Consider the following 22,486-nt stretch of genomic DNA (forward strand, 5'->3'; position numbering starts at 1 on the left):
TTCCTGACAGAGCGTGAGGGGGCGTCAGTTCTCCCGGGGCCGGGACGCGGGGGCGGCGAGCAGGCGGCGTGGGTCGGCCGCGCGCTCGATGGCCGTCTCGACGGCGGCGATCCGGTCGGCGAGCAGCCCCAGCGCCCCGACCGCACGGGTGGCGGGGTCGCCCTCGGGCCCGCCGAGCGCCTGCGCGCGCACGTACGAGGAGGTGATCTCCGCCCAGCGGCGGGCCTGCTCCGGGGTGAGCGTGCCCCGCAGGGCGGCCAGCTTCAGCAGGTTCGACTCGGCGCCCGTGGTGAGCGTCTGTGCCTCGGCCGCGTAATGGTCGGTGAGGACGGCGGAGAGCTCGGCGTCGTTCATGACCGGCACGATCCGTTCCGCGATCTTGTTCATGTCGCGGTAGGAGCCCTGGAGGCGGAAGGGCGGCTCGGTGCGCGTCGCGTCCGTCTGCGCCGCCGAGGCGATGTACGCCGCGTTCACCGCGAGGACGGTGTCCCGGGCGGTGAGCAGATGTCCCAGGACGGAGACGATCCGGTCCACTTCCGCCGGTGAGCAGGGGTGTTCGAGCTGGTCCGCGCGGGCCGAGGGGTCGCTGCCGGAGGCCAGGCGCACGAGCAGATCGAGGTCGCTCCGGGGGCGGCCGGCGAGCGGGGCCAGCACCGGGTTGGCCGTCAGGGCGTTCTCGACGAAGCTCAGCGCGAAGACCTCGTCCCGCCCGCTCAGCACCTCGCCCAGATTCCGGACGTCGGCCCGGTTGGCGAGCATGTCCGGGATGCGGAAGCGCGCGCCGGACTCGGTGTACGGATTGCCGGCCATGACCACGGCGAACCGCTTCCCCCGCAGGTCGTGGCTGCGCGGCTGCCCGTCCCGCACCCCCTCGACACGGCGGGTCGCGTCGCACAGCGGGATGAACTTCTGGAGCAGCTCGGGCGAGGTGTGCTGGATGTCGTCCAGGTAGAGCAGCGTGTTGTTGCCCGACTCGAACGCGAAGTTGATCTTCTCGACCTCCTGCCGGGCCGTGGCGCCGGGCGCCAGGGCCGGGTCGAGCGAGGTCACGTCGTGACCGAGGTTCGGGCCGCTGACCTTGACCAGGACCATCCCGAGCTTCTCCGCGACGTACTCCATGAGCGTCGTCTTGCCGTAGCCGGGCGGCGACACGAGCAGCAGCAGGCCCTGCGAGTCGGTGCGCCGGTCCGCGTCGGCGGTGCCCAGCTGCTTGGCGAGGCTGTCGCCGATGAGCGGGAGGTAGACCTCGTCCAGCAGCCGGCTGCGGACGAAGGCGGGCATGGCGCGCGGCCGGTGGTCGTCCAGCCGCAGCCGGGAGCGCTCGGCCGCGACCAGGCCGGTGCGCAGCCGCTGGTAGGCGCGGAAGCCGGGCACGGCGTGGGCGCGGAAGTCGGCCGTACGGGAGAGGAGTTCGTCGAGCCGGACCGGCAGCCGCCCCCGCTCCACGCGCGGATGGTCGCCGAGGAGACCCTCCACCGTCGCGGTCAGCGGCGCGTCGCCTTCGTAGCGCTCCAGCTCCGGGCACAGCTCCACCGCGACCGCCTCCGCCACATCCCCCTCGTCCGTGTCCGGGCCGCTCGCGGCGGCGTACGAGGCGAGCCAGCCCTCCACCAGCCGCCGCCGGGCCGGGAGGTCGCCGGAGAGCGCGGACAGGTCCTCGTCGTAGGCAGAGGTGCCCACGGCGCGGCGGAACTTGTCCAGGAAGGTGCGGGCCGCGGCGCTCGTGACGAACCCGGCGGGGGAGCGGGCCAGCTCCTCGAAGAGGTACTCGGCGGCGGCCTCCGGGGAGCCCATCGCCGCCGCCCACTCCTTCTGGAGGGTGGCGATGGCGGGCGCGAGCCCGAAGGTGTCCCGGGCCCGCGCCAGCGAGCCGGCCTGACGCGTCCAGGAGGCGCGCAGGACCTCGTCGGTGCCGTGCGCCCAGAAGAGCTGGGCCGCCGCCCGCACCGCGGAGGGGAAGCGGAGCAGGCCCGCCCCGGCGTGCAGCCGCAGCAGGACGGTCAGGACGGCGAGGGCGTCCTCGTCGTGGACACCCCGCTGGTAGCCCTCGTCGTACGACGCCGCCGCGGCCTCCCGCACGAGCGAGGGGAGGTCCGCTCCCGCCAGGGCGTCCGCACCGTGCTCGGCCAGGAGGCGGGCGGCCAGGTGCTCCGCGCGGTAGACGTCCGCGGACTCCGAGGGCAGGGTCCGGTCCCAGTGGGCGCGGGCCGCCTCGAACTCCGGGTCGGTGACCTGCGCGCGGTAGTCGGTGCCGGTGAGCGCGAAGGCGACGCCGTCCCCGGACGGGACCAGCGTCAGGTCGAAGGGCCGGGTGTTCACCGCGAAGCGGTGGCGGCCGAGCCGGATCACCGCGCCGCCGTCCGTGTACAGCTCGCTGCGGTCGCGCAGGGCCCGGCCCGCCTCCTGCCGGGCCGCCTTCAGCCGCCCGTCCAGCTCCTCCGCGCGCACCGGGTCGCCGAGCGCGCGGAGCTCGTCCGCGGTACGGCGGACCTTGGCGACCATCGGGTCGGAGGCGAAGTAGGTGTGGACGGCGTCCAGGTCCTCCAGGCCGGCCACCCGCCGCGCGACCGTCTCCAGGACGCGGGCCGCGGACCCGGCGAGCCGCTCCGCACGCCGGGCGCGGGCGTCCTGCAGGGTCTGCTTCCGGCCCGAGAACGCCTCGTACACCTCCGTGCGGCGCTCACCGAGCCGGGCGAGGAAGTCGTCGGACTCCGCGAAACGGGACTCCAGGTTCTCCAGCTGGAGCAGGACCCGGGCCAGCTGCTCGTCGCAGGCCTCGGGGGAGTCGGCCGAGGCCAGGGCCCCCGTGACGGCCTGCCCGAGGAGCGCGAACTCGGCGGCGAACTCGGCCCGTCCCTCATGGGACACCAGCTCCTTGCGCCGGGCGTCGAGGGTCGCGCGGGCACGGTTGGCGCCGCCCATGACCTCGGCGATCCGCTCCAGGACCGACGTACGGACCGTGGCGTCGCCCATGTCCAGACCGGCGACGACGTCCGTGACGGTCCCGAGGCCGACCGTGATCTCCGTGAGCCGGTCCCCGGCCGCCGAGGCGTCGGCGACGGTCTCCAGACCCGCGGCGTCCGCGGTGATGCGGGCGAGGTCCTCGTGGTAGCCGGCGAACGCGTCCGCACCGGCGAGGAAGGCGACCGCCCGCTGCGCGGCCGACTCCAGATCGCGTGCGGTCTCCTCCGTCAGCGCGGCGATGCGTCCGGTGTCGGCGTACCGCATCTCGGCGAGCGTCCCCAGGTGGCCGTGCGCCTGCCTCAGCTCGGTGAGCCGGCCGACCCAGGCGGCGGCCGAACGCGGGGCCTCGCCCCGGATGCGGCGGACCAGTGCGGTGAGGCCGGAGGCCGCCTCGTCCAGCGCACGGGCGGCCTGCCCGGTCAGCTCCTGGACCGTGTCGAACTCGTCGAGGATCTGCCGGGCGGTGGTCCGCAGCTCCTCCAGCGGCCCCCCGAGCGCGCCGAGTTCGGGATCGGTGAGCCAGTGGTAGCGGTCGCCCGCCCGGGCGCAGTCGTCGACGAGCCTGCGGTAGACGGCGCCGGTCGGCGTCATCTCCCGTACGCCGTGGGCCAGCGCGAGGCAGTCGGAGATCCCGCGCACCAGGTCGGCGTTGCCGGTCCGGGCGAGCGGGCCCGTCCCGGCGGGGCGCGCGGCCGCATGCGTCTCGGAGACGTACGGGGTCTCCCAGCGCTGCAGCGGGTGGACCCGGCCCGGGCCGTCCGAGCCGCCCTTGAGGAGGATCAGCGTCCCGTCGTCGAGCAGCGCGTGGCCCCGGCCGAGCAGCGGGGTCGCCACCTCCTGGCGGATCACGTTGTACGGCAGGAGCAGGGCGCGGCCCCCGTCCCGGGACCTGAAGACGTACAGCACGTCCTCGCCGTTGGGGGAGGGGACCGTGCCCTCGAAGACGGGGTCGCGGAGCTCCTCGGCGGTGTCGAAGGTCTTGGCGGTGCCGGTGGTGAGGTAGTAGCCGCCGGGGAAGATGATCCCCTGGTCCTCGGGGAGCCGGTGGCAGGACGGGCCGATCGCGTCGAGGCGCCGCACGTCGGACAGCAGCGTGTTGAAGACGAGGTGGCGCCAGGCGTCCTCCTTGTACGGGCGCACCCGCAGCAGGATCAGCGGTCCGACCACCGCGTACTCGACGGCGGCGTCCGCGAGCGACTGGAGCGGCTCGTCGACGGGCTCCTCGTAGATCCCGTCGGGGGACTCGGTGTCGTCGACGGTCTTCACGGTGAGCGTGCCGCCCAGGGTGTCCACGAAGACCGTGGACAGGACGGCGATGTGCGGGTGCCGGCCGGGCACATGGGCGTCCCGCCCGGCGGGGGTCCAGTCGAAGTCGTGCGAGGGCGGGAACACGTGGTCCCGGTCGCCCCGGGCGTCCAGGAAGTCCCCGGGCGTGCCGTCCGGGCCCAGCGCCCAGCGCAGGACGCGGATGTCCTCGGCCGTCTCGCCGGTACGGAACACGGCCAGCAGGCGGCCGTTGACCCGCCGCAGTCGGAGCAGCCGGGCGTCGCGGTAGTACCGGTGCAGGCCGGCGAACTCCCTGACGAACGCCTCGTCGTCCAGGAGGCCCGCTCCCGCCTCCTCCAGGCCGGGTCCGGTGAGCGCGAGCACCTCGCCCACCCCGGCGTCCCCCCGCGCACCCGGCCCCCGCTCGAACCCGAACAGCAGGCGCCCGCCCACGGCGACGAGGTCGCGGGCCACCGAGGCGACCTCCGTGCGCACCTGCTCGGTGGCGAGCAGGCGCAGCCCGGCGGAGCCGAACTCCTCGGTCCGCCGGGTGTTGAGCGCCTCGGCCCGCCGGACGAGCTCGCCTGCCTGCTCGCCGAGGCGTCGACGGAGCACCTCGTAGGCATCGGCGTCGGCTTCGGTGAGGGTGGGGTCGCGGTCCATGCGTGAGGCTCCCTACGAGATGTCGTTCCACTGCGTGGGGCCGCCTGCCGGCCCCTTCGTCCACCGGGCCGGGCAGCACCCTCCGGCCGCACGGGCCGGGGCCGGGCGGGCTGTCCCGGCCCGTGCGGCGGTACCGGGGGTGTCAGGCGACGGGCGACCCGCTGTGCCGGGCCTTCCCGTTCGCCGAAGGCGTCCCCGCGCCGGTCAGGGACGACACGGTCATCCCCGCCAGTCCCAGCTCCTCCGCCGCGGCGAGCAGCTGCTTCACCTGTCCCGAGGCCGCCCCGGGCGACCCCATCAGCCGGGTCAGCAGGGCCGACACCGTCAGGTTCTGCACGTCCCCCGTGGAGAGCGATCCCAGCACCCGCGTCAGGTCCTCGGTGAACGTCCCCCGGCCGTCGAGCCAGGGCCCGGCCAGGGCGCGGGCCGTCTTCGAGTTGTCCACGAACCCGTCCATGCTCCGGCCCATGGAGACCGAGGAGATGAGACGGTCGAAGAAGACCGAGTCGCCACCGACGATGTCGATGTCCGCGTGCTCCAGCCCCGTCGCCAGGACCGTCGCCTGTGCCTCGGCGACCTGCCGCTGCACGTCGAACTCCGCCAGCCGGATCTCCTTCTCGGCGTCCAGCCGCAGCCGGTACTCCTCGTGTCCGCGGGAGGCGTCGTCGAGCGCGGCCATCGCCGCGGCCTTCTGGGTCAGGCCCTCCGCCTCGGCCTTCAGCTTCTCGCCGATCATCGCCGCGTCCGCCACGGCCTGTGCCTGGGTGCCCTCGGCGGCCGCCAGGGCCTTCAGACGGGCCCCTTCCGCCTCCGCCTTCAGCCGGGCCTCCGTCGCCTGCGCCTCCGCGCGGCCCGCCTTCTCCGTGACCTCGGCCTCGGCGTCCCGGACCTGGACGTCCGCGAGCCCTGCCGCGGCGCTCTCCGCCTGGATGCCTTCCGCGAGCCGCAGCTTCGCCTGTGCGTCGAGGTCGGCGGTCTTGAGCCGGGCGTCCGCGAGCGTCAGCTGCTCGGCGGCCAGGTGGACCGCCGCCGCCTCCGCGGCCTCGGCCGCCTTGATGTCCTTGACCAGCTTCTCCTGCGCCTCGGCCTCCGCCGCGATGATGATCGACCTGCGGGTGCGCTCCGACTCCTCGACGGACCGCAGGGTCAGGATCGACTCCTCCTGCTCGGCGACCGTACGGTCCACGGCGATCCGCTCCCGGATGACGTCGGCGACCTCACGGCGTTCTGCCTCGACCTCCTTGGTCGCGGCGATCCGGTTCAGCTCGGTCTCGCGCTCGCGCCCGATGACCTCCAGCAGACGGTCCTTCTCGATGCGCTCGTTCTCCACCGCGATGACCCGCTCGCGGTTCTTCTGCGCGACCGCGATCTCACGGGCCTGGTTCTCCCGCTGGATGCCGAGCTGTTCCTCGGTGCGGAGGAACGCCCCCTGCGCACCGAGCCGCTCCTCCTCCTGCACCCGGGCGGTCGCCGCCTCCTCACGGGCCCGCAGGGTGTCGACCTCGCGGCGCTGCTTGATCTCGGCCTCGGACTGCCGGCGCTCCAGCTCCAGGATGGTCTCCCGGGCGTCGACGTCCTGCCGGGTGATCTCCTTCTGCTCGGTGCGCTGGAACTCGTTGGTCCGCACGTGCTCGATCGCCGTCAGTTCGGTGATCTTCCGGATGCCCTGCGCGTCAAGGATGTTGGCGCCGTCGAGCTGCGCCATCGGCGTCTGCTCGAGGAAGTCGATCGCGGCGTCGTCGAGGTGGTAGCCGTTCAGGTCGGTCCCGATGACCCGGATGATCCGGTCCCGGAACTCCTCGCGCTTGGTGTACAGGTCGACGAAGTCGAGCTGCTTGCCGACGGTCTTGAGCGCTTCGGAGAACTTCGCCGCGAAGAACTCCTGGATGGCGTCCTTGTCGCTGGCGCGCCCGGTGCCGATGGCCTGCGCGACCTTGATGACGTCCTCGACGGTCTTGTTGACCCGGACGAAGAAGGTGATGTGGATGTCCGCCCGGATGTTGTCCTGGCAGATCAGGCCCTCGCGGCCGGTACGGCGGATCTCGATGGTCTTCACCGAGATGTCCATGGTCTCGGCCTTGTGCAGCACCGGAAGCACCACGGCGCCGGTGAAGGTGACGTCGACCTTCTTGGTCTTGGAGATGATCAGCGCCTTCCCCTGCTCGACCTTGCGGAAGAGCCGGGTGATGACGAAGACCAGTGCGACGGTGATGAGCAGGACAACGGCGACGAGCACGCCGATGCCCCAGGAGATGGCATCCATGTCAGTCCTTGGCGGCTGGTGGGACGTACGAAGTGGGAAGGGGCCCCGCATGACGGCATGCGGAACCACGGGCCCGGGGCCCGGAAGGCGGGGAGCCGGGGTCAGCCGGCGGTGCGTGGCAGCGGGCGCGGGGCGAGCGCCGCGTCGTACGGCGAGACCCAGAAGAACTCGCCGTCGGCGTCGTACGCGTAGAGGAGCCCCGTGCTGCCGTAGGCGAACACCTCGGCCGGTCCTGACGGCCGCAGCGGCTGTCTCACCTGCACGATGGCGGTCGAACCGTCAGCCGCCGCGACCTCGGCCTGGCCGAAGTCGGTGCTGACGGACCCGGTCCGGATCGTGCAGACCTGGCCGACGAAGTCCTCCCGGGACGGTGGAGGTTCCGCGGGGAAGAACCGGCGGAATCGGCGTACGAGCATGCGGACCACCCCCCAGGCGATCAGAAGCGCACCCGCCAGGACGGCGAGGTGGAGAGCGGCCCGCGCGGTACCGGTGGCTCCGCTGCGGAGCACCAGGACCGAGCCGGCCAGGCCGGCGAACCAGGCGACGGCGACGAACAGCGACACCGACACGGAGACGGGCACCCCGCCGAAGCCGACCGCATCGCTGTCGAGGTCGGTGTCGAAGGATTCGGGTGCGGCGGCTCCGGCCAGCACCAGCAGCCAGAAGCAGACGACGACCACCAGGGCGGCGCCGAGGACGACGGCCGGGAAGGCGACTGCTGCGGAAAGGAATTCGGTCATCCGGCCCACCCCCTGTGACGCGACACGCTGTACGGTCCGGGGGACAGGGCGGTGGCGGTGGTCGGCGGGGCACCGGCGCTGCGACACCGCGAACGGTGTCGCAGCAACCGGTTCCTTCCCCCGTGTTCCCCCGTGTTCCCCCGTGCTTCCCCCGTGCTTCCCCCGTGTGCTGCTGGACCGATCGTGACAGTCGGAGCCCTCTCGGCGCACTGCCGGAACCCGGCAGGCTTCGTGGGTGCCGGCTGCCGGGCACCGGCAGCCGGTTCCGCGCGTTGGGGAGGTGACAGAGCTGTTGAGGTACGGAGGAGTGCACCGTGGAGCCCGAGATCCCCGAGAGGTTCCTGGAGGGCTATGCCCGCATCCTGTCCGAGGTCGCGGAGACCGGCCGCCGGCTCACCCGGGACGAGCTGGAGGCGCGGCGCACCCTGGGACGTGAGGCCGCGGAGGCCGGACACCAGCTGCGTGCCCTGGTGCGCAGTCATCTCGCTGAGACCCGCGCCGGCTGGCCGCACCCGTCGTCGGGCGCCGTCGCCGCGGATGCCGTCCTGGGTGCGGTGGAGCAGGCCGTCGACGCCTTCGCGGAGGGCTTCGAGCGGGCCCAGCGCCTCACCGTGCGGCGCGAGGAGGCGGCGCGGCGGGAGTTCATCGATGACCTGCTGTACGGGCGCAGCGACCTGGGCAGGCTCGCGGAGCGCGCCACCCGGTTCGGGCTGAGGCTCTCGCGGGCCCACGCCGTCGCCGTGGCGGCGGGCCCCGAGGCGTACACCGAGTCCGACGCCGTGCCCCGCAGCGTGGAGTCGGCGCTGCTCGCGCGCTTCGGCGGCCGGAAGATCCTGCTGACGACGAAGGACGGACGCCTCGTCTGCATAGCCCCCGGCAGCCAGCCGGACGTCCTGCGGTACTTCGCCAAGCAGGCCCATGCCGCGACGGACGGCGGCGTGGTGGCGGTCGGCCGGCCGCACCGCGGTCCCGGCGGGGTGGTCCACTCGTACGACGAGGCGCTGGACGCCCTGGACCTGGCGCAGCGGATGGGGCTCGACGACCCGGTGCTGTACGCCGCCGATCTGCTGGTCTATCCGGTGCTGACCAGGGACCGGCAGGCGATGGCCGATCTGGTGCGCAGCGAGCTCGGGCCGCTCAGGCAGGCGCGGGGCGGCGCGGAACCCCTGCTGCGGACCCTGTCGGTCTACTTCGACGCGGGCTGCGTGGCCGCCGAGACGGCCCGCCGTCTGTCGCTCAGCGTCCGCGCGCTGACGTACCGGCTGGAGCGGATACACCAGTTGACCGGATCCGACCCCGCCGACCCCGCGCACCGCTACACCCTGCAGACGGCGGTGATCGGCGCCCGGCTGCTGGACTGGCCCGCGACCGAGATCTGACGGCCGGCGGGCGCCCGGGCGAGCGCCGACCGTGGGGCGTACGGGCCGAGGGCTCCGGTCCGTACGCCTGGGCAGCGCCCTACAGGTCGAACTCGTGCGGCGGCAGGTCGAGTGCGAAGCACGCCTCACGCACGACGGCCTGCTCCGACTTGTCGAAATCGCCGTCGGCGCCCCCGATGACGATGCCGATCTGGATGACGGCACGCGCCTCGGCGGGCTTCTTCTTCGCCTTGCCGATCTCCTGGAGCACGCTGACCTTGCCGAAGGCGAAGTCCGCGGTCAGCTTGTCCACGTAGGCGTTGAACCGGCGCTGCAGGTCGTCCGCCGGGAAGTTCTGCAGGACGTCGTTGGTGGCGATCAGCGAGGCGACGCGCTGCCGCTCGGACGGGTCGATGGAACCGTCGGCCGCGGAGACCAGGGCACACATGGCCATGCTCGCGTCCCGGAACGCCCCGCTCTTCAGGTCGTTCTTCTTCGCCTCCAGCTGCGTCTGCATCGTCGACGCGGATTCCTTGATCCGATCCCAAAGGGCCATGACGTCTCCATACGTTGCGTTGACTGTGGTGCGTTGGCTGTGGTGCGTTGACTGTGGTGCGTTGGCTGTGGTGCGGCAACCACTCGAACTCTACAACTGTGTAGAAGAGCGGTGGGTGGACGGCGGTGGGCGGGCCGGACGCCGGCCCCCTCAGTAGGATGCGGCGGATGAACAGGCCCACAGGCACGGACGACGACGGCGCCCCGGACGGCCCACGGCTGCCCCGGCGCGGCCAGGGACAGCTGGAGTCCCAGGTCCTGACCGTGCTGTGCTCCGCGGTCGGCCCCGCCACGGCCGGATGGGTGCAGGAGCACCTAGACGGTGATCTCGCCTACACCACCGTCATCACGATCCTCTCCCGCCTCTACGCGAAGAACGCCGTGACCCGCACCCGGCAGGGCCGCTCCTACGTCTGGACCCCCGCGTCCGACGAGGCGGGCCTCGCCGCCCTGCGGATGCGCCGGGTCCTGGACGGCGAGCGCGACAGGGAGGCCGTCCTCGCGCGCTTCGTCTCCGCGCTCTCCCCGGGCGACGAGGCCAGGCTCCGCGCGCTGCTCTCCCGCGCCGCCGACACCTCCGGCCCCCACGACGACTCCGCAGCTCCGGAAGGCTGAGAGCCACCACGATGGGCGTCTTCGTCTACCTGCCACTCGTCCTGCCGCTGACCGCACTGCCCATGGCACGCCTCGCCGAACAGCATCTGCACCCGAGGAGTGCCACCAGGCTGCTGGCCGCCGTTGGCTCGACGCTGGCCCTGTGCAGCACCCTGTGCCTGGCCCTGCTCATGGTCGTCGGCACGGCTCAACTCCCCGGCAATCCGCTGCCCGACGGCTGGTCGGACCCCGAGGTGCGCGCCACGGTGCCGTACGACGAGAAGGCGGGCCTGGTCGCGATCGGCGTCCTGGGGGCGGTCCTGGCGGCCTGCGGCTCCACCCTGCTGCGCCACACCAGGACCCGGGCCCACGCGGCCCGCGCCCTGCCGCCGTCCGCCGGACGCGGCGGCCGCGGGGACCTCGCGGTGGTCCCGTCCTCCGACCCGTACGCGTACGCCCTGCCGGGGCGGCGCGGGAGGGACGGGCGGGTCGTCGTCTCCACCGCGATGCTGGAGTGCCTGGACGCCGGCGAACGCCGTGCGCTCGTCGCCCATGAACGCGCACACCTGGCGGGCCGCCATCACCGCTACCTGCTGGTGACCCAACTGGCGGCGCGCGCCAACCCGTTCCTCCTGCCCCTGCGCACGGCGGTGGCGTACAGCACCGAGCGCTGGGCGGACGAGGAGGCGGCGTGCGCGGTGGGCAGCCGCCGTGCCGTCGCCACGGCGGTCGGCAGGGCGGCGCTGTTCTCGCACCGCCCGGCGGGGGCCGCCGTGCTCCCGTCCTTCGCGACGGCCGGCCCCGTCCCCCGCAGGGTCGCGGCGCTGCTGGACCCCGAGCCCTCGGGAGGGCTCTGGCCCCCGGCCGACCCGCATCTGGCGCTGGCGGCGGTGACCGCGACGGTCGGGACGGCGGCCTCGGCGCTGTCGTCGCTCAACGCGACGGTGACGCTCGTCTCCATCCTCCACGCGGCCACCCCGCTCTGAGTGGCCGCAACCGGTCGCCTCAGTCGGAGTCGCGCCCCGCGTGCTCCGGCGTGAGGTCGTCGTGCGACGGCATCGGCTGATCGCCCGCGAGGGACGGCTTCTTCCGCCTGCCGGCCAGTGCGGCCTGGAGCTTCGAGGCGACCGGTTCCGTCCACCGGGCGGTGAGCGGCCCGGCGATCACCAGGATCAGCACGTACGCGGTCGCGATGGGCCCGATCCGCGGTTCCGTGGCCACGGCCAGACCGGCGATGACGATCGAGAACTCCCCGCGCGCGACCAGCGTGCCGCCCGCACGCCAGCGGCCGCGCGGACCGATCCCGGCCCGCCGGGCGGCGTACCAGCCGGTGGCGATCTTCGTGAAGACCGTGACGATCGCCAGCAGCGCCGCCGGGAGCAGCACGGGCGGGATCTCCGCAGGATCGGTGGACAGCCCGAAGAACACGAAGAAGACGGCGGCGAAGAGGTCCCGCAGGGGCGTCAGCAGCTTGCGCGCGCCCTCGGCGACCTCCCCGGAGAGGGCGATGCCCACGAGGAACGCGCCGACGGCGGCGGAGACCTGGAGCTGCTGGGCCACCCCGGCCACCAGGACGGTGAGCCCGAGGACGACGAGCAGCAGCATCTCGGGGTTGTCGGACGACACCGCGCGGCTGATGAGCCGGCCGTGGCGCAGCGCCAGGTACAGCACGAAGCCGACCGTGCCGAGCGCGATCAGCAGCGCGACGCTGCCGCCGGCCAGACCGACCCCGGCCAGCATGGCGGTGAGCAGCGGCAGGTAGACCGCCATGGAGAGGTCCTCGATGACGAGGACCCCGAGGATGACGGGCGTCTCGCGGTTGCCGAGCCGCCCCATGTCGGTCATCACCTTGGCGATCACGCCCGACGACGAGATCCAGGTGACACCCGCCAGGGCGACGGCGCCGACGGGGCCCCACCCGAGCATCAGTCCGGCCGCGGCACCGGGCGTCGCGTTGAGGACGAAGTCGACGGCCCCGGACGGGTACTGCGTCTTGAGACTGGTGACGAGCTCCGAGGCGCTGTACTCGAGCCCGAGGAGCAGCAGGAGCAGGATGACGCCGATCTCCGCCCCGATGGCGGTGAACTCCTCGCTGGCACCGAGTGGCAGCAGGCCGCCGTCCCCGAAGGCGAGTCCGGCCAGCAGGTACAGCGGGATCGGCGAGAGGCCTATCCGCCCGGCGAACCTCCCGATGATGCCGAGCCCGAGGATGACGGAGCCCAGCTCCACCAGGAGTGCGGTCGTGTCGTGCATGGTCAGCCCTCCGCGATGATCTCGGAGAGCGTGTCGACGCCCTCACGCGTTCCTACGACGACGAGCGTGTCCCCGATGGCCAGCCGGAAGTCCGGACCGGGCGACGGGTGCGCGCTGTGCGTCCGCAGGACCGCCACGATCGAGGCCCCGGTCCTGGTCCGCGCCCGGGTGTCGCCGAGCAGCCGGCCGCCGTACGGGGAGCGGGTCCCGAGCGGGATGTGCTCGGTGACCAGGTCGATCCCCTCGGTCCGCACGGCGTCGATCGGTGCCGCGTCGATGAGGTGCGCGAGCCCGGTGGCCTCGGTGGTCGTCAGGGGGACGGAGAGCACGCACGAATCCGGGTCGTCCTTCTCGTAGAACCCCAGGAACCGCCGCCCGTCGTGGTGCACGACCACGGAGATGTGCTGCCCCGACTCGGTGATGTAGTCGTACTGGACGCCGACTCCCGGCAGCGATGTGCGGTGGGTTCCCATGGCTTCCTCCCGAGGAGTGCGCGGCGGCGGAGCAGCGCATTTGATCATCTCTTTAGCTGCTCATTACCCTAACCGGAGGGCGCTTCCGGCCGTCGGGGAGCGCGGGGCGGCCCGGGGGGTCGTCGCCGGCTGAGGCGCCGTCCGGTCAGAAGCCGGCGACCGTCGCCGCGGCGTGGCTGACCGGGACGGTGTGGGTGACCCAGGTGGTGCCGGTGAGGAGATGGAGCAGGACGGAGGTCGGCTCCGGGAGGTGGTGGGGTACGCCATCCCGCAGGGCCAAGCCGCTCTGGAGGTGGGTGCTGGGTGCTGTGACCAGGGTGCTGCCGGCGAAGGCGGCGGTGACGGACCGGTGCACATGGCCGGCGAGGACCCGCGCGACGTTGCCGTGCCGGGACACCACGACAGCCAGCTCCTCGCCGTCGTCCAGGCGCATCCCGTCCAGGAACGGGATGCCGACCGCGATCGGCGGATGGTGCAGGCAGACGATCGCGGGGACCTCCGGCCTGCGGGCGAGGACTCCGTCCAGCCACTCCAGCTGCGAGGTGCCGAGACGGCCTCCCGGCGAGCCCGGCACGGTCGAGTCCAGGACCACGACGGTGCACTCCGGATGGTCCACCGCGTAGTGGGCCCGCGTCCCCTCACCCAGGAAGTGCGTGCCGCCGAACTCCGCCAGCAGCGCGTCGGGGTCGTCGTGGTTGCCGGCCACCAGGTGCAGGGGCAACGGGAAGCCTCCGATCACCTCGCGAAACGCCCGGTACTCCTCGGGCCTGCCCCGGTCGGCCAGGTCACCGGTGATCACCACGCAGTCGGGCCGCGGGTCCAGCGTGAGCACCCGGCCGAGTGCCCGGTACAGCCCTTCCGCGGGAGCCCCGGCGAGCGGGCCGGTCGTGAGGTGCGGGTCGCTGAGGTGTGCGATGGATGCGGGCATCATCCAATGATGCAGGGGAGGCCGGGGCGTGTCCGCCGGTCATGAGGATCGCTGGGCTGCGTGTGCTGATGAGCGCGGACGCCGGCGGAGTCCACCGACACGTACACGTCCCGGTCTCTCTCGCCGGGAGCGTCAGCCTCGGCCCGGACCTGCTGAAGCAGGCGCTCCCGGAATCGGCCGGGCCGCTTCTAGCCGCCGGTCGTGCCGTCGAGTATCTCGCGGAGGATGTCCAGGTGGCCGTTGTGGCGGGCCGTCTCCTCGGTGAGGTGGAGAAGGATCCAGCGCAGGTCGACGTGGAGGCCGTTGCGGATGGTTCCCACGGCCTGCTTGTCCAGGTCGTTCCCGGCGGCCAGTTCGCGGTAGCGGGCGCTCTGTTCGGCGTACTCGTCGAGCAACTGTGTGAGAGGGAAGTCGACGGCGATACGCATCTCGCGGTCGGGGTCCTCATCGGTCCAGGGGCCCCGGTCCTCCTCGCCGAGGAAGACCACCTGGAACCAGTGGTACTCGACCCAGCGGAGGTGGTTGATCACTCCGCTCATGGTCATCAGCGGCGAGCCCGGCAGGAGCGCCTTGCGTGCGTTCTCCGCAGAGACGCCTTCGCACTTGGCGCGGGCGGTGGCACGGGTGTAGTCGAGAAACGTGGTGAGCTGGGTGCGCTCGTCCCACGCGGGCGGCGTGTCGTCGATTCTGGTCATCGAGTGAAGCGTCCCCGGTCACCGCGACCCATGTCGAACGCTTTACCGCAGTCTCCGGGTGGGGCGGGCTGGTCTCGTCGTCCCGGGCGAGGCGCCGGTGGGCGGTGAGCCACGAGGCGTGTTGCGGCCGCCGGCTTCACGGACCTCGCCGCGCAGCGCGTCATGGAGGCGCTCGACGGTGCCGCCGTCCGTCTGATCCGACGGCGGAACGCCCGCATGGGGCCTGTCGGATGCGCCGAGGGTGGCGATCACTCCGCTGAGCCGGACTGTCCGCGCCGGCCGGCGTTGAAGCGCGCCTTCTTCTGACGGTTTCCGCACGTGTTCATGTCGCACCACTTTCGGCTTCGGCTCCGGCTGGTGTCGAAGAAGGCGGCCAGGCAGGTCGGTGACGCGCACAGGGCCAGTTTGCCGTCCCGTTCACCCGCGATGATGCCGATCGCGTCGGCGGCGATCACGCCGAGGGCGTCCTCCACGGAGGAAGCCGGGCCGAGCCGCCACTGCCGCTCGCCCTCGGGCGTCAGGACCGCTGCGGCCCGGCCCCGGGTGCTGCGGTCGTTGATGACCTGGACGGCGGACGCGGGGAGGGCGTCCTGGAGTGCGGCCGCTGTGGCGGCGGCGTGGATCGACTCCCGCAGCTCCCGGGCACGGTCGAGCTGGGCAGGGGTGCAGGAGTCGACGGCGAGGCCGTACACCGTCAGCCAGTCGACGAGCCGGTGCGGCGTGGGGATGCGCTCCACGGCGGTGCCGTGACGCTCCGACAGGGTCCCCGTGAAGCTGGTCGCCAGCACGCTGCCGAGGCGGAAGTCGGGGAATCCGGAAGGCATGGAACCACCTTAGCCGGTTGCGGCGCGGCTCGGGTGGCTGCTAGAACCGTCTTAGCCGGTTCCGTGAGCATCCAGGAGGTCTCATGCCCCGCCCGAGCAGCGACGTACACGCATGCGAAACCCACGCGACTGACGCCGAACTCGACGATCTGCGGGCGCGACTGGCGGTGGCGCGGCTGCCGGAGGCCGAGACGGTCCATCCCGCTGCGCCCGGCTCCCGGAGATGGGAGCAGGGCGTCCCTCTCGCCGACCTCGTCGGTCTCGTGGAGTACTGGCGCACCGACTACGACTGGCGGTCGTTCGAGGCGCGGCTCAACCGGATCGGCCAGTTCCGCACGACCGTCGACGGCCTGGGGGTCCACTTCCTGCACCGCCGGTCCCCGCGCGCGGACGCCACGCCTCTGATCGTGACGCACGGCTGGCCGGGCAGCATCGCCGAGTTCGTCGACGTAGTGGACGAGTTGGCGGATCCGAAGAACGCGGAGGCCCCCGCGTTCCACGTCGTGGCCCCCTCGTTGCCGGGCTTCGGCCACAGCGACAAGCCGGCCACCACCGGGTGGGGGACCGAGAGGATCGCGGCCGCGTGGGTGGAGCTGATGGGGAGGCTTGGCTACGGGACGTTCCTGGCCCACGGCGGCGACTGGGGCGGCAACATCACCGCGGTTCTCGGCGGCAGGTTCCCGGAGCACGTCCTCGGCATCCACACGACGTTCGCGGAGGCGCCGCCCGGGGTGACGACGGACGGGCTGACGGCGGTCGAGCGCGAGTGGGCCGAGGAGACCCGCCACTTCTGGCGCCATCGCGCGGCGTACGCGAAGCAGCAGGCGACCCGGCCGCAGACCATCGGCTACTCGCTCGTCGACTCACCGGTCGGGCTTCTCGCCTGGCTCCTCGACAAGTTCGCCGAGTGGTCGGACACCGAGGACAGCCCGTTCGAGACGATCTCCAGGGACCGGATCCTCGACGACGTCACCCTGTACTGGCTGACCCGGACCGGCGCATCGGCCGCCCGCATCTACTACGAGAGCCACAACTCCCTCGATCCCGACCTCCGGGTCGACGTCCCGTCGGCAGTCACCATGTATCCGCGCGACGTCGACAAGTGCCCGCGCCCCTGGGCCCAGGAGCGGTACCGGCGGATGGTCCGGTGGGGGTCGCCCGAGGCCGGGGGCCACTTCCCGTCGCTGGAGGTCCCCGAGTACTTCGTCAAGGATCTGCGGGAGGGCCTCGCGGCAGTGCTGGCCGATCGTCGGTGAACGCCGCTGGCGGTCGGCGCCCTGTCGGGCATCCCGGGCTCACGGTTCCCGAAGGTGGACTCCTGCGGTCACCACGTCGGCGAAGCGGTGGGCGACGGTGCGCCAGGTCTCCGTGGCTGCCGGCTCGTCGCGCAGGGCCGAGGCGTGCAGGGCCTCCGGGTCGGGTGCGCCGTGACGGTCCAGCCGGTCGCGGTTCCACTTCAGGATGCGCTCGGCCGTCGTCTCCGGGTGGAACTGCACGCCCCAGGCCGCGGAGCCGACGCGGAAGCCCTGGTAGGGGCAGTCTTCGCTGCTGACCAGCCAGTGGGCCCCGGCGGGAAGCGCGGTGATGGCGTCGACGTGGTTCTCGATGGCCGGAGGATGCGCGGGCAGCCCGTGGAACACCGGGTCCGCCGCCGCCTCGGCGCGCAGGCTGAGCCGGGTGCTGCCGAATTCGGGCGTCCCGTGGTTCCCGCGCACCTCGCCCCCGGTGACCTGGGCGAGCATCTGGCCGCCGAGGCAGATGCCGAACATCGGTGTCCCCTCGGCGACGGCCTGGCGTACGAGGGCCCGAGTCGCGGGCAGCCAGGGGGCGTTGGCGTCGTCGTCGGGCAGGTGGGCGCCGCCGAGGACGATGAGGGCGGAGTGTTCCAGCCGGTCCGGGAGGGGCTCGCGCTCGTATGCGCGGACCACCTGCGGTGTCACGCCCCGCTCGCTCAGCCACTCCGCCCAGCGGCCCAGCCCTCCCCCGGACTGGTGCTGGACCACCAGGGCCGTGGCCGTCGCGCTGTTGACGCTCATGGGTTGCTCCCGCCGTTGCCTGCCGTCGTCCATGATCGGAATATGCCCCGGTCACTCCCAGGTGTGAACGTCACACCTGAGGTCAACCGCGGGGTTTCGGCTGCGGTAGCGTGATCGCGTCATCACGCTGTGTGCGCAGGCGCGCGCATGGCGCGGTCCCCGGACGTGTTAGCAGCACAGCCCGAGGACCTTCACCGCCAGTGGATAAGAGGTCCACCAGGATGCTTTGGCATGCTATCGCGCCGTCCCGCGGCTACACGAAGGCCGCGAACGAGCTGGTGCGCACCCCGCGTCTGAGCAGCGACGCGAAGATCCTCCTTCTCTATGTGCAGGGGCTCCCCGACGACCGTCGCGGTGTGGCCCTCAGCGAGCACGCGCGGGCTCTCGGGATCACCGGGCGGGCCTATCAGAAGGCCAAGAAACTGCTGGTCGCGCATGGGTACCTGTACGAGTGGCGGGAGCAGGGCGGGCGGGGCTTCTGGACCACCGAACAGCTCCTCGCAAACGTCGTCCTGACCCCCGAAGAGGCGAAGGGGGTCCGGGCGGGTACCCCGCTGCCGCCCGCCGTCTCTCCGGGTGAGCGGAATCCGACGGTCGGGCATCCGAGGGTTCGCACGGTCGGTCGTCAAGAACCGGTGGATGAAGAACGTGAGAAGAACGCTCCCCGCCCACCCACCGAACCGACGCCCGACGAGGCGGCGTTGGTCACCACCGGTCCCGAGGAGGCCCAGGCCGAGCGGGTGTTGCTGTCGCTGCGGCGTGCGCACCATTCCCTGCACCTGGGGGTGGCGGAGGCCCGGAAGCTCGTGAGACTCGCCGTGGCGTGGCTGCGGCGCGGTGTGAGCGCCGAGGAGATGCGCCGGGTGCTGGTCAGTGATCTGCCGGCGGAGGGGGTGCGTTCGGCGGTCGGCTTCCTGCGGCACAGGCTCGTGCAGAAGCTGCCGGAGGAACCGTCCCCGGTGCGGCCGGTAGCTCCCCCGGCGCCGTTGGTGCTGTGCACCGGCCCGGGGGACGAGCACCTCTTCCGGCCGGGCCCGGGGGAGGACGGCGAGACACGGTGCGGGCCGTGCCGCCGGGAGGCGGCGCGGGCGGCATGGGACGAGGCCAGGGCGGCGCAGCTCGCGGCGGAGGCAGCCGGTGTCCCGGAACAGGACGCGGACGGCGATCCGTACGCCCACACGCCCTGGCGGGAGAGGGTCGCCGCCGTGCGCCAGGCAGGGCCGGGACCCACATGAGTGTGCCCGGCCGGTGGGAGACCACCGGCCGGGCACAGGGGGACGGGGCGAGTCAGTCCTTGATCTCGATCTTCTCGCCGTCGGCCGCCGGAGCCGGTGCGGGCACCGCGGGCGCCGGGGCGGTGGTGCTGCCGCCCGCCTTGCCCTGGAGGTTGCGCAGCAGCGCGCCCAGGTCGACGCCCGTCGTGGAGTTGAGGAGCTCCAGACCCTGGGCGACGTTGTCGGTGACCGTGCGGGAGAGCTGGCTCGCGCCGTCCGTCGAGATGACCGTCATCTTGTCGATGGCGCTCAGCGGCTCGGAGGCCTTGGCGACGACCTGCGGGAGCACCTCGACGAGCATCTGGAGGACGGCCGCGTCGCCGTACTGCGCGAAGGCGTCCGCCTTCTTCTGCATGGCCTCGGCCTCGGCGGCGCCCTTCGCGGCGATGGCCGCGGCCTCGGACTCACCCTCGATGCGTACGGCGTCGGCGAGGGCCGAGCGGTGGAGCTTCTCACCCTGACCGGTCAGGCGGGAGCGCTCCGCTGCCGCCTCGGCCTCCTTGACCTGCGCGATACGGCGGGCCTCCGCCTCCTGCTCCGCCTGGTAGCGGGCGGCGTCGGCGGGCTTGCGGACCTGGGTGTCGAGCTGGCGGTCGGTCAGGGCCGCCTGGCGCTCGGCGACCTTCTCCTGCTCGCTGAGGACCTCCTGCTGGCGGGCGGCTTCGGCGAGCGGACCCGCGGCGTTGGCCTGGGCCGCCGCCGCTTCGGTCTCGACCCTGATCTCGGCCTGCTTGAGGTAGAACGTCCGCTCGGCGATGGCGATCTCCTCCGCCGCCTTCAGCCGGGCCTGCTCGGAGGCACGCCGGGCGATGGCCTCGGCGATGTCGGCCTCCTGCTTGGCGCGTGCGGCCTCGGGACGGCCGAGGTCCTCCAGGTAGGAGCCCTCGGTGGTGATGTCCTGGATCTGGAAGGCGTCCAGGATGAGGCCCTGGCCGGAGAGGCTGGCCTCGGCCTCCTCGGCGACCTGACCGGCGAACGCGGCACGGTCGCGGATGATGTCCTCGACGGACATGCGGCCGACGATGGCGCGCAGCGCGCCGGAGAGCACCTCCTGGGTGAAGCCGACGATGCCGTCCTGCTGCTGGAGGAAGCGCTGGGCCGCGGCGCGGATCGAGTCCTCGCTGCCGCCCACCTTGACGATCGCGACGCCTTCGAGGTGGGACTTCACTCCGCGCAGGGTGACCGCGCCGCGTACGGCGACGGGGATGTGCCGGCTGGAGAGGTCGAGCGTGAACTTCTGCTGGACGAACGGCACGACGAAGACGCCGCCGCCGACGACGACCTTCTGGCCGCTGTTGTCGACGCTGGTACGGCCGGTCACCGGGTCGACGGACTTCTTCCCCCGGCGGCCGGTGATGATGAAGGCCTGGCTGGGCCCCGCGACCTTGTAGCGGGTGATCACTACGAGGGCCAGGAGCACGATCAGGACGACGGTCCCGACGATGGCGATCAGTACTGGACTCATGAGAGGTGTCCCCCTTGCCCTCCCGACGGGACGGCAGTGTGTTCGGCTGTACGGGCTCTGGACGGGCGGGTGGAACGGATGCTGGTCAGCGTTCGACGGGGCGGACCGTGACCGAGGTGGTCGAGAGGGCGGCCTCCACCCAGATCTCGGCCCCGCGTTCGACCGGGACCGCGCTCCTCGCGGCGAACTTGACGGTCTGGCCCGCGAGGCGCAGCAGGACCTCGCCGTAGCCGTCGGCCGGGATCGGAGTGACGACGGATCCCGAGGTGCCGACGAGGTCCTCGCCGCGTGGTGTGGCCGTGGTCGCATCACGCATCAGCGCCCGGCTGAGCTTCCAGGTCAGCCAGGCCGCGACGAGGCCCGTCACGGCACCCCCCGCGACGGCCACCGGAGTGCCGAGGTCGGTGGTACCGAGGACGATCGCCCCGCCGAAGCCGAGCATCGAGAGGAAACCGGCGATGACGGGGAGGGAGAGCAGGCCGTCGAAGAGACCGTCCAGCATTCCGTCCAGGGCGTCACCGAAGAGCCCTTCGAGGACTCCGTCGAAGATCAGGGAGAGGGCGAGAAGGACGATGCCCGCAATGCCGAGACCCAGGAAGACGGTCACGCGATCACTCCCCCGATGTTCGTAATCCCCCGGAATGGCTCCGTCGAACTGGCTGCATGGTCCCATAGGGCGCCCGCCCCGGGTACTGCCGGAACCCGGCAGTTTTTACGGGGTTTTGATGCCGGAAAGCTGCTCGGCGAGTGTGTCCAGCGACTGGAAGGTGGCGCCGAGAAGGGCGACGTGCTTCCACCGCAGCACACCGTCCGGTCCGATCAGGAAGACGGAGCGGCGTACGCCGATGCCGGGTGCGGCGACCCCGTAGGCCCGGGTGGTCTCCCGCTCCGTGTCGGCCAGGAGCGGCATGCGCAGGCCGTGACCGCGGGCGAAGTCCTCGTGACTGTCCACACCCTGTGGACTGATTCCCCAGACCTCGGCGTCGAGTCCCTCGAAGGTCTCGAAGCCGGAGGAGTAGGAGCAGAGCTGTTTGGTGCAGACGGACGTGTTGTCGCCGGGGTAGAAGGCGAGGACGACGGCACGGCCGCGTGCGGCGGAGAGCGTGAAGTCGCGCCGCTCGAAGGTGCCGTCGGCGAGTACGCCTCCGGGGAGGGTGAAGTCCGGTGCGGACTGGCCGATGTGAGGTCCTGACGCCATGCCGGTGGCTCCTTGTGTCGCGTGGGGGAACGGTTCGTGCCCCGTACAGTGAACGGCACTTTCCACGCGCCGACACGTTCGACCCATCCGTATGCCGTCCGGCACCGAATACGGGGGGAGAGCGCGGGCGTCGGCCCCGCACCTCGACCGGGAGGTATGTGTTGTCCGGAAGACCCCCGTCGGCAGCGGTGCTCGTCCTCCACGGCGGCTACGAGACGGGCCTGGCGGCACCGGCACCGGGCGCCATGAACCTGCCCGGCATGCGGATGCTGCCGTTCGTCCGGGTGGTGGCCCGCGCGGTGCGCGGCGACTCCGGGGTGCGTGTCCAGCGGGTCCGCTACACGCACCGGGGCTGGAACGGGCACCGCGAGGATCCGCTGCACGACACGGTGAGGGCGCTGGACGCCCTGCGGCGCGAGGCCGGCGACATCCCTGTGGTCCTCCTCGGCCACTCCATGGGCGCCCGTGCCGCTCTCCACGCCGCCGGGCACCCCCTGGTCCGCTCGGTGGTGGGCCTGGCCCCGTGGTGCCCGCCGGGCGATCCGGTGACGCAGCTGGCCGGGCGTGACGTCGTCCTGCTGCACAGCACCCGGGACCGGGTGACGAGCCCCCTGGCGTCCCAGTCGCTCACGGCACGGGCGCGCCGCGCGGGCGCCCGTACCTGCCTGGTGACCATCCCGGGCAGCGACCACGCGATGATCCGGCGGGCCCCCGCCTGGCACCACCTGGCCGGCCTGCTGGTGAGCGGGATGCTGGGGCTCGGGCCGGTGCCCGGACGGGTGGAGGCCGCGTTCGGGCTGCCGCCCGGGGCGGCGGCCTCCGAGGGGACCCTGCCGCTGGACGGAATCGACACCGGGGCGCCGTCCCGGCGGAGATGCGGGGCGGCGCGCGTCGGCAGACGATGAGGGACCGGGTACTCGCCGGCCCATGAGCGGGC

General features: G+C 72.6%; 18 protein-coding genes and 1 pseudogene. 6 read left to right on the plus strand and 13 right to left on the minus strand.

Features of this window, described 5'->3' with window-relative positions:
• Positions 1-24: 24 nt before the first annotated feature.
• The 3 genes from B9S57_RS13015 to B9S57_RS13025 form a co-directional block, all read right to left on the minus strand.
• Positions 25-4,893, minus strand: a complete 4,869-nt coding sequence (locus B9S57_RS13015; RefSeq protein ID WP_103515722.1) for a DNA repair ATPase — start codon at positions 4,891-4,893, stop codon at positions 25-27.
• Positions 4,894-5,035: 142 nt separating this feature from the next.
• Positions 5,036-7,156: a hypothetical protein gene (locus tag B9S57_RS13020; protein ID WP_103515723.1), complete on the minus strand. Its 2,121-nt coding sequence runs from the start codon at positions 7,154-7,156 to the stop codon at positions 5,036-5,038.
• A 101-nt stretch (positions 7,157-7,257) separates the two neighbouring features.
• Positions 7,258-7,896 (minus strand): hypothetical protein, encoded by a 639-nt coding sequence (locus B9S57_RS13025; protein ID WP_103515724.1) that lies wholly within the window; start codon positions 7,894-7,896, stop codon positions 7,258-7,260.
• Between the two features lie 314 nt (positions 7,897-8,210).
• Here B9S57_RS13025 and B9S57_RS13030 point away from each other — a divergent pair, with 314 nt between their 5' ends.
• Positions 8,211-9,275, plus strand: a complete 1,065-nt coding sequence (locus B9S57_RS13030; protein WP_103515725.1) for a CdaR family transcriptional regulator — start codon at positions 8,211-8,213, stop codon at positions 9,273-9,275.
• A 79-nt stretch (positions 9,276-9,354) separates the two neighbouring features.
• Here the strand turns inward: B9S57_RS13030 and B9S57_RS13035 are convergent, their stop codons facing one another.
• Positions 9,355-9,810: a tellurite resistance TerB family protein gene (locus B9S57_RS13035; RefSeq protein ID WP_103515726.1), complete on the minus strand. Its 456-nt coding sequence runs from the start codon at positions 9,808-9,810 to the stop codon at positions 9,355-9,357.
• 167 nt (positions 9,811-9,977) lie between these two features.
• On the opposite strand from B9S57_RS13035, the gene B9S57_RS13040 reads away from it, so the two are divergent.
• Together B9S57_RS13040 and B9S57_RS36375 are read left to right on the plus strand one after the other, a co-directional pair.
• Entirely contained in the window at positions 9,978-10,424 is a 447-nt protein-coding gene (locus B9S57_RS13040; protein ID WP_103515727.1) for a BlaI/MecI/CopY family transcriptional regulator, read from the plus strand.
• A 170-nt stretch (positions 10,425-10,594) separates the two neighbouring features.
• Positions 10,595-10,993: pseudogene (locus B9S57_RS36375) on the plus strand (M48 family metalloprotease); the annotation flags it as partial.
• 415 nt (positions 10,994-11,408) lie between these two features.
• Here the strand turns inward: B9S57_RS36375 and B9S57_RS13050 are convergent.
• The 5 genes from B9S57_RS13050 to B9S57_RS13070 form a co-directional block, all read right to left on the minus strand.
• Entirely contained in the window at positions 11,409-12,656 is a 1,248-nt protein-coding gene (locus tag B9S57_RS13050) for a cation:proton antiporter (RefSeq protein WP_103515729.1), read from the minus strand.
• A gap of 2 nt (positions 12,657-12,658) precedes the next feature.
• Positions 12,659-13,129 (minus strand): cation:proton antiporter regulatory subunit, encoded by a 471-nt coding sequence (locus B9S57_RS13055; RefSeq protein WP_103515730.1) that lies wholly within the window; start codon positions 13,127-13,129, stop codon positions 12,659-12,661.
• A 145-nt stretch (positions 13,130-13,274) separates the two neighbouring features.
• Complete coding sequence (locus tag B9S57_RS13060) at positions 13,275-14,057, minus strand: phosphodiesterase (protein ID WP_103515834.1); 783 nt, start codon at positions 14,055-14,057, stop codon at positions 13,275-13,277.
• A gap of 188 nt (positions 14,058-14,245) precedes the next feature.
• Positions 14,246-14,752 (minus strand): DinB family protein, encoded by a 507-nt coding sequence (locus B9S57_RS13065; protein WP_103515731.1) that lies wholly within the window; start codon positions 14,750-14,752, stop codon positions 14,246-14,248.
• A 248-nt stretch (positions 14,753-15,000) separates the two neighbouring features.
• Entirely contained in the window at positions 15,001-15,576 is a 576-nt protein-coding gene (locus B9S57_RS13070; protein WP_103515732.1) for an ABATE domain-containing protein, read from the minus strand.
• Positions 15,577-15,659: 83 nt separating this feature from the next.
• Here B9S57_RS13070 and B9S57_RS13075 point away from each other — a divergent pair, with 83 nt between their 5' ends.
• On the plus strand, positions 15,660-16,832 hold the full coding sequence (locus tag B9S57_RS13075; protein WP_103515733.1) for an epoxide hydrolase family protein: 1,173 nt from the start codon (positions 15,660-15,662) through the stop codon (positions 16,830-16,832).
• A gap of 39 nt (positions 16,833-16,871) precedes the next feature.
• On the opposite strand, the gene B9S57_RS13080 is transcribed toward B9S57_RS13075, so the two are convergent.
• A complete protein-coding gene (locus B9S57_RS13080; protein ID WP_103515734.1) occupies positions 16,872-17,612 on the minus strand; it encodes a type 1 glutamine amidotransferase in 741 nt (246 codons plus the stop codon).
• A 221-nt stretch (positions 17,613-17,833) separates the two neighbouring features.
• On the opposite strand from B9S57_RS13080, the gene B9S57_RS13085 reads away from it, so the two are divergent.
• Positions 17,834-18,847, plus strand: a complete 1,014-nt coding sequence (locus B9S57_RS13085; protein ID WP_103515735.1) for a hypothetical protein — start codon at positions 17,834-17,836, stop codon at positions 18,845-18,847.
• 52 nt (positions 18,848-18,899) lie between these two features.
• On the opposite strand, the gene B9S57_RS13090 is transcribed toward B9S57_RS13085, so the two are convergent.
• From B9S57_RS13090 to B9S57_RS13100, 3 genes are all read right to left on the minus strand, one after another.
• Positions 18,900-20,351 (minus strand): flotillin family protein, encoded by a 1,452-nt coding sequence (locus tag B9S57_RS13090; protein WP_103515736.1) that lies wholly within the window; start codon positions 20,349-20,351, stop codon positions 18,900-18,902.
• A gap of 85 nt (positions 20,352-20,436) precedes the next feature.
• Positions 20,437-20,958, minus strand: coding sequence for a hypothetical protein (locus B9S57_RS13095; RefSeq protein WP_103515737.1), 522 nt, complete (start codon positions 20,956-20,958; stop codon positions 20,437-20,439).
• Positions 20,959-21,063: 105 nt separating this feature from the next.
• Positions 21,064-21,549, minus strand: a complete 486-nt coding sequence (locus tag B9S57_RS13100) for a peroxiredoxin (protein ID WP_103515738.1) — start codon at positions 21,547-21,549, stop codon at positions 21,064-21,066.
• 161 nt (positions 21,550-21,710) lie between these two features.
• Between B9S57_RS13100 and B9S57_RS13105 the strand changes: the two genes are divergently transcribed.
• Positions 21,711-22,454: an alpha/beta hydrolase gene (locus B9S57_RS13105; protein ID WP_103515739.1), complete on the plus strand. Its 744-nt coding sequence runs from the start codon at positions 21,711-21,713 to the stop codon at positions 22,452-22,454.
• The last annotated feature ends 32 nt before the right edge of the window (positions 22,455-22,486 follow it).

It is taken from the genome of Streptomyces sp. SM10, from assembly GCF_002910915.1.
GTDB lineage: Bacteria > Actinomycetota > Actinomycetes > Streptomycetales > Streptomycetaceae > Streptomyces.

Bases quoted from the DNA above. Each gene is read 5' to 3' on its own strand.
- B9S57_RS13085 (WP_103515735.1), top strand. From the start codon at position 17,834: ATGCTTTGGCATGCTATCGCGCCGTCCCGCGGCTACACGAAGGCCGCG.
- B9S57_RS13055 (WP_103515730.1), bottom strand. From the start codon at position 13,129: ATGGGAACCCACCGCACATCGCTGCCGGGAGTCGGCGTCCAGTACGAC.
- B9S57_RS13100 (WP_103515738.1), bottom strand. From the start codon at position 21,549: ATGGCGTCAGGACCTCACATCGGCCAGTCCGCACCGGACTTCACCCTC.
- B9S57_RS13060 (WP_103515834.1), bottom strand. From the start codon at position 14,057: ATGCCCGCATCCATCGCACACCTCAGCGACCCGCACCTCACGACCGGC.
- B9S57_RS13025 (WP_103515724.1), bottom strand. From the start codon at position 7,896: ATGACCGAATTCCTTTCCGCAGCAGTCGCCTTCCCGGCCGTCGTCCTC.
- B9S57_RS13070 (WP_103515732.1), bottom strand. From the start codon at position 15,576: ATGCCTTCCGGATTCCCCGACTTCCGCCTCGGCAGCGTGCTGGCGACC.
- B9S57_RS13020 (WP_103515723.1), bottom strand. From the start codon at position 7,156: ATGGATGCCATCTCCTGGGGCATCGGCGTGCTCGTCGCCGTTGTCCTG.
- B9S57_RS13015 (WP_103515722.1), bottom strand. From the start codon at position 4,893: ATGGACCGCGACCCCACCCTCACCGAAGCCGACGCCGATGCCTACGAG.
- B9S57_RS13075 (WP_103515733.1), top strand. From the start codon at position 15,660: ATGCCCCGCCCGAGCAGCGACGTACACGCATGCGAAACCCACGCGACT.
- B9S57_RS13035 (WP_103515726.1), bottom strand. From the start codon at position 9,810: ATGGCCCTTTGGGATCGGATCAAGGAATCCGCGTCGACGATGCAGACG.
- B9S57_RS13080 (WP_103515734.1), bottom strand. From the start codon at position 17,612: ATGAGCGTCAACAGCGCGACGGCCACGGCCCTGGTGGTCCAGCACCAG.
- B9S57_RS13090 (WP_103515736.1), bottom strand. From the start codon at position 20,351: ATGAGTCCAGTACTGATCGCCATCGTCGGGACCGTCGTCCTGATCGTG.
- B9S57_RS13050 (WP_103515729.1), bottom strand. From the start codon at position 12,656: ATGCACGACACGACCGCACTCCTGGTGGAGCTGGGCTCCGTCATCCTC.
- B9S57_RS13065 (WP_103515731.1), bottom strand. From the start codon at position 14,752: ATGACCAGAATCGACGACACGCCGCCCGCGTGGGACGAGCGCACCCAG.
- B9S57_RS13040 (WP_103515727.1), top strand. From the start codon at position 9,978: ATGAACAGGCCCACAGGCACGGACGACGACGGCGCCCCGGACGGCCCA.